Source organism: Amaricoccus macauensis (genome assembly GCF_049800915.1).
Lineage (GTDB): Bacteria > Pseudomonadota > Alphaproteobacteria > Rhodobacterales > Rhodobacteraceae > Amaricoccus > Amaricoccus macauensis_A.
In genome coordinates this window covers 91,471-105,009 of record NZ_JBNAFY010000002.1, presented here as the reverse complement: position 1 = coordinate 105,009, position 13,539 = coordinate 91,471, and the positions used below count along the sequence as shown (strand labels likewise).

General features: G+C 63.6%; 18 protein-coding genes and 1 tRNA gene. 12 read left to right on the top strand and 7 right to left on the bottom strand.

The window, feature by feature from the left end:
• The first annotated feature begins 149 nt into the window (after window positions 1-149).
• On the top strand, window positions 150-866 hold the full coding sequence (locus ACP15W_RS04765; protein ID WP_424932277.1) for a MauE/DoxX family redox-associated membrane protein: 717 nt from the start codon (window positions 150-152) through the stop codon (window positions 864-866).
• A gap of 7 nt (window positions 867-873) precedes the next feature.
• Here ACP15W_RS04765 and ACP15W_RS04760 read toward each other — a convergent pair whose 3' ends face one another.
• Together ACP15W_RS04760 and ACP15W_RS04755 are read right to left on the bottom strand one after the other, a co-directional pair.
• The gene (locus ACP15W_RS04760; protein ID WP_424931711.1) at window positions 874-1,557 is read right to left on the bottom strand and encodes a hypothetical protein; all 684 of its coding nucleotides are present in this window, start codon (window positions 1,555-1,557) and stop codon (window positions 874-876) included.
• 55 nt (window positions 1,558-1,612) lie between these two features.
• Complete coding sequence (locus ACP15W_RS04755; protein WP_424931710.1) at window positions 1,613-2,032, bottom strand: hypothetical protein; 420 nt, start codon at window positions 2,030-2,032, stop codon at window positions 1,613-1,615.
• Between the two features lie 107 nt (window positions 2,033-2,139).
• On the opposite strand from ACP15W_RS04755, the gene ACP15W_RS04750 reads away from it, so the two are divergent.
• From ACP15W_RS04750 to lexA, 6 genes are all read left to right on the top strand, one after another.
• Complete coding sequence (locus ACP15W_RS04750) at window positions 2,140-2,730, top strand: anthranilate synthase component II (protein ID WP_424931709.1); 591 nt, start codon at window positions 2,140-2,142, stop codon at window positions 2,728-2,730.
• Complete coding sequence (gene trpD, locus ACP15W_RS04745) at window positions 2,727-3,755, top strand: anthranilate phosphoribosyltransferase (protein WP_424931708.1); 1,029 nt, start codon at window positions 2,727-2,729, stop codon at window positions 3,753-3,755. Before ACP15W_RS04750 ends, trpD begins: the two co-directional genes overlap by 4 nt.
• A 4-nt stretch (window positions 3,756-3,759) precedes the next feature.
• Complete coding sequence (gene trpC, locus ACP15W_RS04740; protein WP_424931707.1) at window positions 3,760-4,569, top strand: indole-3-glycerol phosphate synthase TrpC; 810 nt, start codon at window positions 3,760-3,762, stop codon at window positions 4,567-4,569.
• A 7-nt stretch (window positions 4,570-4,576) separates the two neighbouring features.
• Window positions 4,577-5,056: a cyclic pyranopterin monophosphate synthase MoaC gene (moaC, locus tag ACP15W_RS04735; RefSeq protein ID WP_424931706.1), complete on the top strand. Its 480-nt coding sequence runs from the start codon at window positions 4,577-4,579 to the stop codon at window positions 5,054-5,056.
• A 7-nt stretch (window positions 5,057-5,063) separates the two neighbouring features.
• Window positions 5,064-6,248 carry a gephyrin-like molybdotransferase Glp gene (gene glp / locus ACP15W_RS04730; protein WP_424931705.1) on the top strand — a complete coding sequence of 395 codons (1,185 nt, stop codon included), beginning with the start codon at window positions 5,064-5,066 and terminating at the stop codon, window positions 6,246-6,248.
• An 88-nt stretch (window positions 6,249-6,336) separates the two neighbouring features.
• On the top strand, window positions 6,337-7,029 hold the full coding sequence (gene lexA, locus ACP15W_RS04725) for a transcriptional repressor LexA (protein ID WP_424931704.1): 693 nt from the start codon (window positions 6,337-6,339) through the stop codon (window positions 7,027-7,029).
• A gap of 108 nt (window positions 7,030-7,137) precedes the next feature.
• On the opposite strand, the gene ACP15W_RS04720 is transcribed toward lexA, so the two are convergent.
• The 3 genes from ACP15W_RS04720 to ACP15W_RS04710 all read right to left on the bottom strand — a co-directional run bounded on the left by ACP15W_RS04720 (window position 7,138) and on the right by ACP15W_RS04710 (window position 8,895).
• Window positions 7,138-7,602 (bottom strand): thiol-disulfide oxidoreductase DCC family protein, encoded by a 465-nt coding sequence (locus tag ACP15W_RS04720; RefSeq protein ID WP_424931703.1) that lies wholly within the window; start codon window positions 7,600-7,602, stop codon window positions 7,138-7,140.
• A 118-nt stretch (window positions 7,603-7,720) separates the two neighbouring features.
• Window positions 7,721-8,641 carry an SMP-30/gluconolactonase/LRE family protein gene (locus ACP15W_RS04715; protein WP_424931702.1) on the bottom strand — a complete coding sequence of 307 codons (921 nt, stop codon included), beginning with the start codon at window positions 8,639-8,641 and terminating at the stop codon, window positions 7,721-7,723.
• Window positions 8,638-8,895 carry a hypothetical protein gene (locus tag ACP15W_RS04710; RefSeq protein ID WP_424931701.1) on the bottom strand — a complete coding sequence of 86 codons (258 nt, stop codon included), beginning with the start codon at window positions 8,893-8,895 and terminating at the stop codon, window positions 8,638-8,640. Before ACP15W_RS04710 ends, ACP15W_RS04715 begins: the two co-directional genes overlap by 4 nt.
• An 86-nt stretch (window positions 8,896-8,981) precedes the next feature.
• On the opposite strand from ACP15W_RS04710, the gene ACP15W_RS04705 reads away from it, so the two are divergent.
• Both ACP15W_RS04705 and ACP15W_RS04700 read left to right on the top strand, forming a co-directional pair.
• Window positions 8,982-9,431, top strand: coding sequence for a MarR family winged helix-turn-helix transcriptional regulator (locus ACP15W_RS04705; RefSeq protein ID WP_424931700.1), 450 nt, complete (start codon window positions 8,982-8,984; stop codon window positions 9,429-9,431).
• Between the two features lie 46 nt (window positions 9,432-9,477).
• Complete coding sequence (locus tag ACP15W_RS04700) at window positions 9,478-10,026, top strand: GNAT family N-acetyltransferase (protein WP_424931699.1); 549 nt, start codon at window positions 9,478-9,480, stop codon at window positions 10,024-10,026.
• A gap of 104 nt (window positions 10,027-10,130) precedes the next feature.
• Here the strand turns inward: ACP15W_RS04700 and arsC are convergent, their stop codons facing one another.
• Window positions 10,131-10,550 carry an arsenate reductase (glutaredoxin) gene (gene arsC, locus ACP15W_RS04695; RefSeq protein WP_424931698.1) on the bottom strand — a complete coding sequence of 140 codons (420 nt, stop codon included), beginning with the start codon at window positions 10,548-10,550 and terminating at the stop codon, window positions 10,131-10,133.
• 164 nt (window positions 10,551-10,714) lie between these two features.
• Here arsC and ACP15W_RS04690 point away from each other — a divergent pair, with 164 nt between their 5' ends.
• Entirely contained in the window at window positions 10,715-11,365 is a 651-nt protein-coding gene (locus ACP15W_RS04690; RefSeq protein ID WP_424931697.1) for an NADPH-dependent FMN reductase, read from the top strand.
• Between the two features lie 74 nt (window positions 11,366-11,439).
• Here ACP15W_RS04690 and ACP15W_RS04685 read toward each other — a convergent pair.
• Window positions 11,440-11,513: transfer RNA gene (locus ACP15W_RS04685), tRNA-Gln, on the bottom strand.
• Window positions 11,514-11,743: 230 nt separating this feature from the next.
• Here ACP15W_RS04685 and gatC point away from each other — a divergent pair.
• On the top strand, window positions 11,744-12,031 hold the full coding sequence (gatC, locus tag ACP15W_RS04680; protein ID WP_424931696.1) for an Asp-tRNA(Asn)/Glu-tRNA(Gln) amidotransferase subunit GatC: 288 nt from the start codon (window positions 11,744-11,746) through the stop codon (window positions 12,029-12,031).
• Window positions 12,031-13,518 carry an Asp-tRNA(Asn)/Glu-tRNA(Gln) amidotransferase subunit GatA gene (gene gatA / locus ACP15W_RS04675; RefSeq protein WP_424931695.1) on the top strand — a complete coding sequence of 496 codons (1,488 nt, stop codon included), beginning with the start codon at window positions 12,031-12,033 and terminating at the stop codon, window positions 13,516-13,518. The genes gatC and gatA overlap by 1 nt, the downstream gene beginning before the upstream one ends.
• Window positions 13,519-13,539: the final 21 nt, after the last annotated feature.

Sequence of the window (13,539 nt, the reverse complement as noted above, 5' to 3'; positions counted from 1 at the left end):
AATGGCCCTAGCTAAAGGAGGGACGACCTGAACCGGAAAACCAGATCAGGGAGAGGCAGATGCCCGCTGACACGACTGCATCCGACACCGAGATGGCCCGCAACCCGCTCACTGCTGCAAGCGACCGCAAGACCGCCGCGCTATTCCGGATGGTGATGCCGGATCACCTGTGCCCATTCGGGCTCAAGACGAAATCGCTTCTGGAACGCGAGGGCTACGAGGTCGAAGACCACCCGCTGCGCACACGCGAGGAAACCGACGCCTTCCAGAAGGAACACGGCGTGAGCACGACACCGCAGGTGTTCATCGAGGGGGAGCGGATCGGCGGCTACGAAGAGACCCGCGCCTTTTTCGACAGGCCGCTGCCGAAGGAGGACGAGACAACCTATCGGCCGGTGATCACGATCTTTGCCGTCGCGGCGCTGATGGCGCTCGGGCTGAGCTGGTCCTTCTTCGGGAACGTGTTCACCTTGCGCGCCTTCGAATGGTTCATTGCCATATCGATGACGATCCTTGGCATACAGAAGCTACAGGATGTGGAGAGTTTCTCGACCATGTTCCTGAACTATGACCTGCTTGCCCGGCGCGAGGTGCGCTATGCCTACATCTATCCCTATGGCGAGACGCTGGCCGGTGTGCTGATGGTGGCGGGCGCACTGATATGGATCGCGGCACCCGTGGCGCTTTTCATCGGGACGATCGGCGCAATCTCGGTCTTCAAGGCGGTCTATATCGACAAGCGGGAACTGAAATGTGCCTGCGTCGGCGGCGGGAGCAATGTCCCGCTCGGGTTCGTCTCGTTGACCGAAAACCTGATGATGATCCTCATGGGGCTCTGGATGCCGATCCGCATGTGGATGGGCTGAGATTTTCTCAGCCTTCAAACAAGAACAGAGGCACGAATATCGCGGCCACACCGATGATCCAGAAGACTAGCAAGAAAGCGAATCTTCGGTTGTGGCGCAAATTGTGGTCATTCAGGACCACATAGGCCGCCTCTTCGGGAATTGGCTCGGCATCACGCGGCGTCCGAAGACGCTCAATCGTTTCCACTATCTCGGAAGGGGATCGGCTCCGGCCGATGAGACCATCCAGAAGAAGTGTCTTGTCGGCCATCATCCAGGTGAGGGAAAAACTCGAATCCGCACCGATCAGGACCTGCTCGCGAATTCGGTCAATGAAGGCCAGGGCGAGCGAGTCGCTCGGCGCGGCAACGAGATGCGGTCTTCCCATGTGGTCCAAGTTGACGTTGCGAACAATGCCGATGTGATTGCGCAACCTAATGCGGTCGGGCCAGATCTCGAGCCGCGGCGCACCGGTGAGCAACCCGATTAGACATAGGGCGCTTGTAACCGCGAGCACCCAACCGACTATCAGGAATACGAACATTCCACTGGACTGAGGTTCGGTTGCCGAACCGGCCGCTGGATAGGCCAACCACAAAGGAATAAAGACGAGGCCCGGAGGCGTGAGGAGCCAGTAGGTCTTGTAGCAAACACAGCCGAAAACGACCTTCGGTCTCTGCTGATCTCTGGTTTGCTGTGCAATGCCACGCATGCGCAGCAACTTGAAGTCGAATCTCCGAAGGGGAGGTTAAGCCAGAGGCTCGCGTTCAGCGCGTGGGCTGAGCGCTTTCAGCGCCCTCGGCCGGGCGGAATAGCGAAGGCGAGCCCGCCTCGCCACCGTCAAAGACATCGGGCGCCGCCGGCAGGTCGAGGATTTCGAGGCCCGGAGGCGTGTCGCCCGGCGGAACCTCCGAAAGAAGGGGCGCGGGCGCCTCGACCACGAGGGGGCCGACCCGGCCAGGCTCCGCAGGGGTCGCGGCGGCCGCGTCCGGGCTCGTGATCGCATCGGGCGGCTGGTCGGCTTCCGGCGCAAGGCTCGGCGGCTCGTAGACCGTCGGGGGGAAGATAATCGCCAGGACCAGAAGCACGACGACCGACGCCGCGATCCCTGCCGCGACCCCGCGCCAGAACCCGGTATGCCCTGCATCCTGGTATGTGAGATACTTGTTTGCTACGCCGCTTGACACTCAGCTTTTCCTTGACCGCATCCGTTCTCAAAGTCCATGTATAGCGCCCGCGCCAACCGGCGCCAATCCGTACGCGCACCAATTCGGTCTTGGGGAGGACTGCAGAGATGATGCTGCTCATCGACAACTACGACAGCTTCACCTACAATCTCTACCATTATCTCGGCGAATTGGGTGCCGATGTTCTCGTGAAACGCAATGATGCGCTCGACGTGCAGGAGGCGATGGCGTTGAAACCGTCCTCGATCCTGCTCTCACCTGGCCCTTGCGCGCCGGATCAGGCGGGCATTTGCCTCGCGCTGATCGCCGCCGCCGCGGAGACGCGCACCCCCCTGGTCGGCGTCTGTCTCGGGCATCAGGCCATCGGCCAGGCCTTCGGCGGACAGGTGGTGCGCGCGGACCAGATCATGCATGGCAAGATGGGCACGATCGAGCATGCGGGCGCGGGCGTCTTTGCCGGCCTGCCCTCGCCTTTCCAGGCAACGCGGTATCACTCGCTGGTGGTCGAGCGCGCCTCGCTTCCCGAGGAACTGGAAGTTACCGCGGAACTGGAAGACGGCACGATCATGGGGCTGAAGCACAAGAACCTGCCGATCCACGGGGTGCAGTTCCACCCCGAGTCGATCGCCTCCGAGCACGGACATGCGCTCCTGAAAAATTTCCTCGAGATCGCGGAGACCGAAGAGGTCCCTGCATGAGTGACGGCCTCAAGCCGCTGATCGGTCGGGCCGCCGAGGCCCCGCTCTCGCGCGACGAGGCGGAAGCGGCCTTCACCGCGATCATGGAAGGCCAGGCGACGCCAGCGCAGGTTGGCGGCTTTCTCATGGCGCTGCGCGCGCGCGGCGAGAGCGTCGGGGAAATCGCGGCCGCGGCGCAGGTGATGCGGCAGAAGTGCCTCAAGGTGGCGGCCCCCGAAGGTGCGATGGACATTGTCGGCACCGGCGGCGACGGCAAGGGCACTCTCAACATCTCGACCGCCACCGCCTTCGTGGTGGCAGGTGCCGGCGTCGCGATCGCGAAGCACGGCAACCGGAATCTTTCGTCGAAGTCCGGTTCCGCGGATGCGCTGTCACAGCTCGGGATCGACGTGATGCTTGGGGCGGAGGCGGTGGAGAAGGCGCTGGCGGAGGTCGGCATCTGCTTCATGATGGCCCCCATGCACCATCCGGCGATGAAGCACGTGATGCCCGCGCGGATCGAACTGGGCACGCGGACCATCTTCAACGTCCTCGGTCCGCTGACCAATCCGGCAGGCGTGAAGCGGCAACTGACCGGCGCCTATTCCCGCGCGATGATCCGGCCCATGGCCGAAACGCTCGGGGTGCTGGGATCGGAACGCGCCTGGTTGGTGCATGGATCGGACGGAACCGACGAGATCTCGATCTCGGGCGAATCCTATGTGGCGGAGCTGAAGGACGGCAAGGTCACGGAATTTGCCATTCACCCGGAAGAGGCGGGACTGCCTGCGCGCGATTTCTCCGAGATCCTGGGCGGAACCCCGGAAGAGAACGGTGCAGCCCTGCGGGCGCTGCTCGACGGCGCACCTTCGGCCTATCGCGATGCGGTGCTGCTGAATGCCGCCGCGGCGCTGGTGATTGCCGAACGTGCACCGGCACTCTCCTCGGGTGTGGAACTGGCGCGCGAAAGCATCGACAGCGGTGCGGCGCGGAAGAAGGCACAGGCGCTTGCAGCCTTCACGGCGCGGGCGGGAGCGGAGAGCTAGAGACGTGAGCATCCTCGACGATATTAAGACATACAAGCTGGCGGATGTGGCTGAACGCAAGGCGGCGCGCCCCCTGAGCGAGATCGAGGGGGCTGCCCGTGCGCAGGGCCCGACCCGCGGCTTTGCCCGCGCCCTCCGCGAGGCCTCGGCGAGGGGAGACTACGGCCTCATCGCGGAGGTGAAGAAGGCAAGCCCCTCGAAGGGGCTGATCCGCGAGGATTTCGATCCCGCAAGCATCGCCGCCGCCTACGAGGCCGGGGGTGCGACCTGCCTTTCGGTACTCACCGACGCGCCGAGCTTCCAGGGGCGCGACAGCTATCTGGCAGAGGCACGCGATGCAGTGTCGCTTCCCGTGCTGCGCAAGGATTTCATCTACGACCCATGGCAGGTGGTGGAGAGCCGCGCGATCGGAGCGGATTGCATCCTGATCATTCTCGCCAGTGTTTCGGACGCACAGGCCGAGGAGATCGAGACGGCCGCTTTCGAATGGGGCATGGACGCTCTGATCGAGGTGCATACGAGCGAGGAAGTTGAGCGCGCCGCCAAGCTGCGCTCGCCGCTGGTGGGCATCAACAACCGCGATCTGAACACTTTCGTCACGGATCTCGAAACGACCAAGACGCTCACACGCGGGGTGCCCCAGGATCGGCTGGTCGTCTCGGAATCCGGGCTCGCCACGCGCGCCGATCTGGCTCAGATCGCCCGGTTCGGCGTGCGATGCTTCCTCATCGGCGAGACGCTGATGCGGCAGGACGATGTCGAGGCGGCAACGCGGGACCTGCTGCGGAGCCCCTGGCGGCCGCAGGCGGAATAGGCGCGCCATGAGCGGGTCGCTTACCCATTTCGACGCCAAAGGCGCGGCGCAGATGGTGGATGTGTCGGAAAAATCGGCAACCGCGCGGGTGGCCATCGCGCGCGGCACGGTTTCCATGTCCGCCGCGGCGCTGGCGCTGGTGCAATTGGGCACGGCGAAGAAGGGTGACGTGCTCGGTGTCGCACGGATCGCGGGCATCATGGCCGCCAAGCGCACCGCCGATCTGGTGCCCCTCTGCCATCCGCTGGCGCTTTCGAAGGTGACTGTGGATTTCGAGCCGGACCCGGAGGCCGATCTCGTTCGGGTCGAAGCGCAGGTTCGCACCACCGGACCGACGGGTGTGGAGATGGAGGCGCTGACGGCCGTTTCGGTCGCGTGCCTAACGATCTACGACATGCTCAAGGCCGTGGACAAGGGCATGGTGATCGGCGAGATCCGCCTGGCCTTCAAGGATGGCGGCAAGTCCGGCCGTTTCGAAGCGGAGTGATCCCGGGATGATCAGCGTCGAGGAGGCCCATGCGCGGCTGATGGAGCTGTTCGCGCCGCTCGGGCCGGAGATGATCCCGATAGCAAGAGCATCCGGGCGCGTTCTGGCAGAGGACCAGTTCGCGCGGCGCACGCAGCCGCCCTTCCCCTCCTCCGCAATGGATGGATATGCGGTGCGCGCCGAGGATGCCCAGGTGGGCGCGCGCCTTCGCGTTGTGGGCGAATCCGCGGCAGGGCAACGCTACGACAAGCCCCTGGCCCCTGGAGAGGCGGCCCGAATCTTCACCGGCGCGCCGGTGCCTGATGGTGCGGACCGCGTGGTCATCCAGGAGGAGACCGAGCGCGAGGGCGATACAGTCATTCTGCGGCAAGCGGCTGATCCGGGCCAGAACATCCGCCCGGCCGGGGTGGATTTCGCGGAAGGGGCGCGCGTTTCGGCACTGAGGCGGCTGGGTCCAGCGGATCTTGCGCTTCTTGCAGCGATGAACATCGCCGAGCTGCCGGTGGCGCGCAAGCCGATCATCGCCATCATTGCCACCGGCGATGAACTGGTCCTGCCGGGCGAGGAACCCGGCCCGGACCAGATCGTGGCCTCCAACCATTTCGCCCTGAAGGCGATGTTCGAGACCCACGGGGCGGAGGTGCGAGTGCTGCCCATCGCGCATGACACGCCCGAAAGCCTCGCGGCCTGTTTCGCACTTGCGGCAGGCGCGGATCTGATCGTGACGATCGGCGGTGCCTCTGTGGGCGATCACGATCTGGTGCAGAGCACGGCGGTCTCGAAGGGGCTGGAGCTCGAATTCTACAAGGTCGCGATCCGCCCAGGCAAGCCGCTGATGGCCGGGCGGCTTGGCGGCACGCCCCTTGTGGGTCTGCCCGGGAACCCGGTTTCGGCCATCGTCTGCGGAAAGTTGTTCCTTCTGCCCGCCATCGAGCGCATGCTGGGGCTGCCCGGCGAACTCCCTCCGACCCTGCCCGCGCGGCTCGACAAGCCCCTTGGAACCAACGGACCGCGGCAACATTACATGAGGGCACGTGTCGTCGCGGGAGGGGATGGCTGGGTCTGCACACCGTTTGATCGGCAGGACAGTTCCCTGCTCTCGGTGCTTGCCGAAGCCAATGCCCTCTTGGTGCGACCTGCTGGAGATTCTACACAGGAAACAGGCGCATTAGTGGAATTCATGTGGTTGTGATAAACTTATAATTGTGCGTTCGTGTCGAAACTTGACACAAAACGAGAACGTTAGTAGAACGACTGTGTATTGGGCAAAGGATCGGGACATGCTGACGCGCAAGCAATATGATTTGCTGCAGTTCATTCACAAACGCATGCAGCGCGATGGGGTCCCCCCGTCGTTCGACGAGATGAAGGATGCGCTCGATCTGCGATCCAAGTCCGGCATCCACCGTCTGATCACGGCACTGGAGGAGCGCGGCTTTGTCCGGCGCCTTGCACATCGCGCCCGTGCCATCGAAATTCTCAAGCTTCCGGAAAACATGGAAGAGAGCGCCGGGTTCCAGCCAAAGGTGATCGAGGGCAAGCGTCCTGCGCCTCCCGCCCCGCAGCAGGCATCGCCGGTCAGGATTGCGGCCATCGAACTCCCCGTCATGGGCCGGATTGCCGCCGGGGTGCCGATTGCGGCAATCCAGGAGTGTTCCCACAATGTTGCGGTGCCAGCCTCGATGCTGCGCACGGACGGGCGGCACTACGCACTTTCGGTCAAGGGCGATTCGATGATCGATGCCGGGATCAACAACGGCGACGTCGTGGTGATCCAGGAGCAGTCGCATGCCGATAACGGCGACATCGTCGTGGCGCTCGTCGAAGAACAGGAAGCGACGCTGAAGACTTTCCGGCGGCGGGGCACGACAATTGCGCTCGAGGCCGCCAACCCGGCTTATGAGACACGGCTCTACCAGGACCACCAGGTTAAGGTTCAGGGCAAGCTCGTAGGCTTGATCCGCACCTACTGAAGCACATGGGTCTGGCGGGCCTTGCGCGCACGGCGCGTGCTTCACCTCGAAGCGGGTCGCCGCATTTCCGGCTTGATGTCCGCTGCGGGGCACGATCGGGAAGGTTTGTCAGCCGATCAAGCGAGCCTTGAGCGCAGGATCGGGCATGGCGCACATGTCCGAATGTCCGAAAAGCCGGTAGCGATTGTAGGCGATGCGGCGGTAGAGCCAGTCCTGCACGGCCCGCGGCAGGATCCCGAGTGGCGCAAGAGCCCAGCCGATCCCGCCGAGCTTGCGGCCTATGCCGATGATGGCTTGCAGAGATCCCTTCGCCTTGCCTTCGTCGAGAAAGAGCCAGCTTTCAGGGTCGTCCGGTTCCAGCCCGTAGTGCGCGAGAAGAGCGCCGCCGAGCGGGGTCTGGATCGGGCAGATGCGGAAGGCCTGCTTGCGGTCGAGCCGGCTGATGATCCGCGCCCCCTGCGAGCAAAGCATGCAGTTTCCGTCCATCACGACGACCGGTCCGCTGTCATCGAACTCGGGAACGGCCGGATCGTCGCGATAGGAGTAGGCGGGGCGGTCGGTCAGCTGTGCCATTGGTCTCGCTCCTGGCGGGAAATGCCGTTCTCCGAAAGCATAGGACCAATCCACTTCGAACTGAACCGCCGCGGATCATCGAGCGGCAAGAAAACGGACACCGCCGCGCGCAACCCCCTCACGAGCCATGCGTCCAGGGCTCTGCTCCCCGAGTATCGACGAAGACCCGATAGACACTGGAAGTCGCCGTGATGAACAGCGTGTGGCCGGTCGGACCGCCGAACGCGAGGTTGGCAACGCGTTCGGGCACGAGGATCTTTCCGAGCCGGGTCCCGTCCGGGGCAAAGCAGTGGACGCCGTCGAAGGCCGAGGTCCAGAGGTTGCCCGCTTCGTCGACGCGCATTCCATCCGGGAAACCTTGATCGAGGGTCGCGAATATTCCGGCATCCATCACCTGCCCGCCGGCAAGGTCGAACAGGCGGATCACGGCCGGTACGCTGCTGTCATGGCTCTGGCCGCTTTCCGCCACGTAAAGCCGCGTCTCGTCCGGTGAGAAGACAAGGCCATTGGGCTGGGTGAAATCGGTAATGACGGCTGTCAGACGGCCATCGGGCCCGAGACGATAGACATTGCGCGAAGACTGTTCCGGCTCCGCGCGACACCCTTCGAAATTCGAGATAATGCCGTAGGTGGGGTCGGTGAACCAGACAGCCCCGTCCGAGGTGACGACAACGTCATTGGGCGAATTCAACCGCCTGCCCTCGAAGCTGTCAGCCAGAACGGTAAGCGAGCCGTCATACTCCGTTCTGACCACATCGCGCGGGCCGTGCCGGCAGTAGACCAGGCGCCCCGCACGGTCGCGTGTGTTGCCATTGGTAAACTGGCTCGGCGAACGAAAAACCGAGACACCTTCGCCTTCCCGCCAGCACAAGACGCGCTGCGAGGGGATCTCGGAGAAAAGAAGGCACTGGTGATCGCCGAACCACACCGGCCCTTCGGTCCAGGTAAACCCTGTCGCAATCCGCTCCAGGTCGGAGAGCGGATGAACAAGCGCCAGAAACCGCGGATCATCGGCTTGCAGGTGACGGGGCAGGATCATCGGAAAGCCCTCCGGGCGCTGGCGGCAATGAAGATGCCGGTCGTGATCTCGCCGGTGAGCATCTGCGGCGCGCCGGCGCCGAAACCGTATGAATTGAGCATGGAAACCACAAGGAACATGAGAAGCGATGAACCCGAGGGTCCGGGAACATTCGAGAGCACCTCCACAACCGGTGCTTTCGCATGAGCAAGCGCCGGCTCAGCGCCCGAAGCATGGCTCTTGCGGCCCCGATCGGCAAACGGGAACGGACGCACGCCACGGCCATGGGATGGCCCTTGCGCATTGGGTTCGGCAACACATCCGTTGCGCGGGTCCGATTGCTAGAATACTAACTATCAACATGCGACCAGATCAGCATGCCTTCCACGGCCTCCTCCACAGCGCCGCGCTCATCGAACAGGAGCAGCGTCGGCAGTTGAAACCCCTTGGCATCCTTCCACGACAGGCCCGCGTTCTGGAAGCTATCGGCAGGATGGGCCCGGTTTCCCAGACGGGCCTCGCCTCGGCCTTCGGTGTCACGTCAGCCAGCATGAGTACGATGACCGGCCGGCTGCTCCATGCCGGGCTGATCACGCGGGCCGTCGACCCCAATTCACGTCGCCAGAATGTTGTTGAACTCACGCCGAGGGGCAAGACCATGCTGGATGGCATCTGCGAAGCATGGTCCGAAGTGGATCGCCGGATACACGAGGTTCTTGGCAAGGACGCGGAGGCGTTTCTCCTCACGGCTCGGCGCCTTCGCGACAATCTGGGCGGAAAGGTTCCAGGTGCCGAGCGCGCTCAAGACTGACAGGCGGGAGCATTCCGCCCTGCGAGGCGACACAAGGGGAACATGAATGCGGCACGACTGCACCATCCGGAACGAGAGGGCCGCCGATCGGACACACATCGCGCAATTGCACGGCGCAGCTTTCGGCGCGGAAAGCAGCGTCCCCGCCCTTGTTCAGGACCTGCGGGAACTGGACGCGGCTTTCCCCACGATCTCACTGGTTGCAACGGATGGGGCAGACGTTCCGCTCGGTCATGTGATGGTGAGCCATGCGTGGCTCGACGGCTGGGACCGCATGATCGATGTGATGGTACTGTCGCCGCTGGGGGTTCGCCCCGACGTGCAGCGCGCCGGGATCGGTACCGCGCTCATCGAGGCGGCAATGAGCCAGGCAGACGGGTTTGGCGTGCCCATGGTCCTGCTCGAAGGCAATCCCGGATACTACGGCTCCAGAGGCTTCGAGGCCGCGATTCCCCTGAACATTCGCCGCCCTTCTCTGCGCATTCCCGAACGCGCGTTTCAGGTCCGAAGGCTTCAAGCCTACCGAAGCAGCATGACGGGAACTTTCGTCTACCATGATATTCACTGGATACATGGCGTCGGGCTCTACCGCTAGACGGGGGCACTCCGAGGATGGCCATTCCAGCGAGAGACGCTCCATAGCCCCCATGCATGCCAGTGTGGAAGCGGTCGCGGACTGCGAAGTCCGTCAGTCAGGCCCTAGACGACCCTGTGGCCCATGTCGTCGAGGATCATCTGCCCGTCTTCCTTGTAGACCGGGCCTTCAGGCCAGCGATCAAGAAGGTCGAGCACGAATTCCGAGGGACGGCAGAGCCGCACACCCTTCGGCGTGCAGACGATCGGCCGGTTCACCAGAACAGGATGCTCGAGCATGGCATCGAGTAGCGCCGCATCGGAGACGGATGGGTCCAGCAGGCCTAGTTCCTTCGCCGGGCTCTTGGTGATGCGCAGGGCCGCGCGCGGGGTCAGATCTGCCGCCGCGAAAAGTGCAAGAAGTTGAGGGCGGGACCAGCCGGTCTCGAGATAGGGAATGACTTCGGGCTCATAGCCGGCCGCGCGGATCAGGGAGAGGACGTTGCGCGATGTTCCGCAATCGGGGTTGTGGTGAATCACGATCATCGGCGGTCGGCTCCAACACTCACTTCCGAACTGAAGCCGTAATTTCGTCGAAGCTCGACAAGCAGCGCAAGCGACAGTTTCTTGACACCTCGCTTTCCCGCTGGGAACGACCGGAGATGCGTTGCATCATGCGAGCGAAGACAATTCCTTAGGGGGTGTTTTAGGTGAAGTCACTGCTGTTTCTCGGCTCGGTTCGCGAAAGCACGCCGCCGAAACCGGCACGGCTGGGGGCCAGGGTGGCTGAGGCCGTCGCACGTCTGGCGCGCCGTGAAGGCATGGAAACCGAAATTGTCGACCCGCTGGACTTCCAACTGGAAGCACCGTTCAAGCCGCATTTCGCCTATGCGTCCGGCAGGGCGCCAAAGTCGCTGGACGATCTCGCCGGGCGGATCAGGGACGCGGACTGCTACTTGATGGTGAGCCCGGAATACAATCACTCCATGAGTCCTGCACTTGCCGACCTGCTCAACCATTTCGGAAGCTCGATCTTTTCCTACAAGCCGAGCGCCATCGTGACCTATTCCGCCGGTCAGTGGGGCGGCACCCGGGCCGCGGTGACCATGCGAAGCTTTCTGAGCGAACTTGGCTGCCTGCCCGTTTCCGCGATGATCCACGTTCCGAAGGCGCAGGAGGTTCTGTCTGAGGACGGCACATTCCACCCCGATTCCGACGAAGAGAGGTGGAACGGGTATTTCAGCCGCACAATCTCGCAACTTTCCTGGTGGAGCGCGGCGGCATTGGAGCAGCGGAGGAAGGGCCTGCCGACGAAGGCATTCAATCAGTCGCCCTCGCAGCGGAACGCCCCCGGGGCATGATCCCGGCACTCCGGCCTCGGCGCACCGCGCAAACCCTGGGACAAACCCCGAAGAAACAAAACTAATGGAAGGTCTGGCTGGGGAACCTGGATTCGAACCAGGACTAACGGAGTCAGAGTCCGTGGGTCTACCGTTAACCTATTCCCCAACAGCAGAGGCCGGCTTCATACGCAAGGCCCTCAGAAAGATCAACCCGCGAATCACGTCGAATGCGAGACTTTTTCATGTGGCTTCGTAGGCCCTTTCATCCGGCGATCCGGCCACCCGTCCGTGCCTGCGATCCGCGCCGCCAGCCCTCGGTCTGCGTCTGACACTTGCACCCCGGGGCGCGGCGCGATACTCCCGGCCCCCAACGGACATCCCAGCATTCGAGCAGTCATGGCCATCGACAAGGATACCGCGCGCCGGGTCGCGCATCTTGCCCGTATCGAGGTGGCGGAGGCCGATCTTGCCCCGCTCGCCGGAGAACTCTCCGCGATCCTCGGTTTCATGGAACAACTCGCGGAAGTGGATGTCACGGGCATCGAGCCGATGACCTCCGTGACCCCCATGAAGCTCAAGTGGCGCGAAGACGCCGTCACCGACGGCTCGAAGCGCGACAAGGTCCTGACCAATGCGCCGGACGCGCGCGCCGGTTTTTTCACCGTTCCGAAGGTGGTCGAATAATGAGTGAACTCACCCGGATGACAATCGCCGATGCCCGCGACAAGCTCCGCGCGGGTGACTTCTCCTCGGCAGATCTGACCGAGGCCTGCCTCGATGCGGCGGAAGCGGCAAGCGAACTCAATGCCTTTTCGGTCCTGACCGCCGAGATGGCCCGCGACCAGGCCGCGCGTGCCGATGCGCGGATCCGTGATGGTGGCGCCCCGGATCTCTGCGGCATTCCGCTCGGGATCAAGGATCTGTTCTGCGTCGAAGGTGTTCAGAGCCAGGCGGCGTCGAACATTCTGGAAAGCTTCTTGCCGCAATACGAGAGCACGGTCACCGCGCAGCTCTGGGACCAGGGGGCGGTCTGCATCGGCAAGCTCAACATGGACGAGTTCGCCATGGGCAGCTCGAACGAGACCTCCTGCTACGGCCCGGTGAAAAGCCCCTGGCAGCGCGCGGGCGACAACCGTCCGCTGACACCTGGCGGGTCTTCCGGCGGGTCCGCGGCGGCCGTGGCCGCCGACCTCTGCCTCGGCGCAACCGGGACGGATACCGGCGGATCGATTCGCCAGCCCGCCGCATTCACAGGCATCGTGGGTGTGAAACCGACCTATGGCCGCTGCTCCCGCTGGGGTATCGTCGCCTTTGCCTCCTCTCTCGACCAGGCCGGTCCCATGACCCGAACGGTGCGCGACAGCGCCATCATGCTCCGCGCAATGGCTGGCCACGACCCGAAGGATTCGACCTCCGCCGATCTTCCGGTCCCCGACTTCGAAGCCGCTCTCACTGGAGATATCCGTGGAAAGAAGATCGGCCTTCCGAAGGAATACCGCGTCGAGGGGATGCCGGCCGAGATCGAGGCGATCTGGGCCCGAGGTGCCGAGATGCTGCGGGACGCCGGCGCGGAGGTGGTGGATATCTCGCTGCCCCACACGAAATACGCCCTGCCCGCCTATTACGTGATCGCACCGGCCGAGGCCTCCTCCAACCTCGCGCGCTACGACGGCGTGCGATACGGGCGTCGTGCCAAGCTCGCGGCCGGCGACGGCATCACCGATCTTTACGAGCGCACCCGCGCAGAGGGTTTCGGCGCAGAGGTCAAACGTCGCATCATGATCGGGACATACGTTCTCTCGGCGGGCTACTACGACGCCTACTACCTGCGCGCGCAGAAGGTCCGCACCCTGATCAAGCGCGATTTCGAGGCGGTCTTCGACCAGGGTATCGACGCAATCCTGACCCCCGCCACCCCCTCTGCGGCCTTTGCGCTCGGCGAGATGGCCGACGCGGACCCGGTGCAGATGTATCTCAATGATGTCTTCACGGTCACAGTGAACCTCGCAGGCCTTCCCGGCGTTTCCGTGCCCGCGGGCCTTGACGAGAAGGGACTTCCTCTCGGATTGCAGTTGATCGGGCGCCCCTGGGAAGAGGCGGACATGCTCAACATTGCCTTCGCGGTGGAAAGCGCGAGCGGTTTCGCTTCAAAACCGGAAAAATGGTGGTAAGTAGGAAACAGCGGCAAGAAC

What these genes read in the sequence shown, in the direction of transcription:
- ACP15W_RS04765 (WP_424932277.1), top strand. Translation starts at nt 150, where the DNA reads ATGGTGATGCCGGATCACCTGTGCCCATTCGGGCTCAAGACGAAATCG.
- ACP15W_RS04700 (WP_424931699.1), top strand. Translation starts at nt 9,478, where the DNA reads ATGCGGCACGACTGCACCATCCGGAACGAGAGGGCCGCCGATCGGACA.
- ACP15W_RS04760 (WP_424931711.1), bottom strand. Translation starts at nt 1,557, where the DNA reads ATGCGTGGCATTGCACAGCAAACCAGAGATCAGCAGAGACCGAAGGTC.
- ACP15W_RS04750 (WP_424931709.1), top strand. Translation starts at nt 2,140, where the DNA reads ATGATGCTGCTCATCGACAACTACGACAGCTTCACCTACAATCTCTAC.
- trpD (WP_424931708.1), top strand. Translation starts at nt 2,727, where the DNA reads ATGAGTGACGGCCTCAAGCCGCTGATCGGTCGGGCCGCCGAGGCCCCG.
- arsC (WP_424931698.1), bottom strand. Translation starts at nt 10,550, where the DNA reads ATGATCGTGATTCACCACAACCCCGATTGCGGAACATCGCGCAACGTC.
- ACP15W_RS04720 (WP_424931703.1), bottom strand. Translation starts at nt 7,602, where the DNA reads ATGGCACAGCTGACCGACCGCCCCGCCTACTCCTATCGCGACGATCCG.
- gatC (WP_424931696.1), top strand. Translation starts at nt 11,744, where the DNA reads ATGGCCATCGACAAGGATACCGCGCGCCGGGTCGCGCATCTTGCCCGT.
- ACP15W_RS04715 (WP_424931702.1), bottom strand. Translation starts at nt 8,641, where the DNA reads ATGATCCTGCCCCGTCACCTGCAAGCCGATGATCCGCGGTTTCTGGCG.
- glp (WP_424931705.1), top strand. Translation starts at nt 5,064, where the DNA reads ATGATCAGCGTCGAGGAGGCCCATGCGCGGCTGATGGAGCTGTTCGCG.
- moaC (WP_424931706.1), top strand. Translation starts at nt 4,577, where the DNA reads ATGAGCGGGTCGCTTACCCATTTCGACGCCAAAGGCGCGGCGCAGATG.
- lexA (WP_424931704.1), top strand. Translation starts at nt 6,337, where the DNA reads ATGCTGACGCGCAAGCAATATGATTTGCTGCAGTTCATTCACAAACGC.
- gatA (WP_424931695.1), top strand. Translation starts at nt 12,031, where the DNA reads ATGAGTGAACTCACCCGGATGACAATCGCCGATGCCCGCGACAAGCTC.
- ACP15W_RS04705 (WP_424931700.1), top strand. Translation starts at nt 8,982, where the DNA reads ATGCGACCAGATCAGCATGCCTTCCACGGCCTCCTCCACAGCGCCGCG.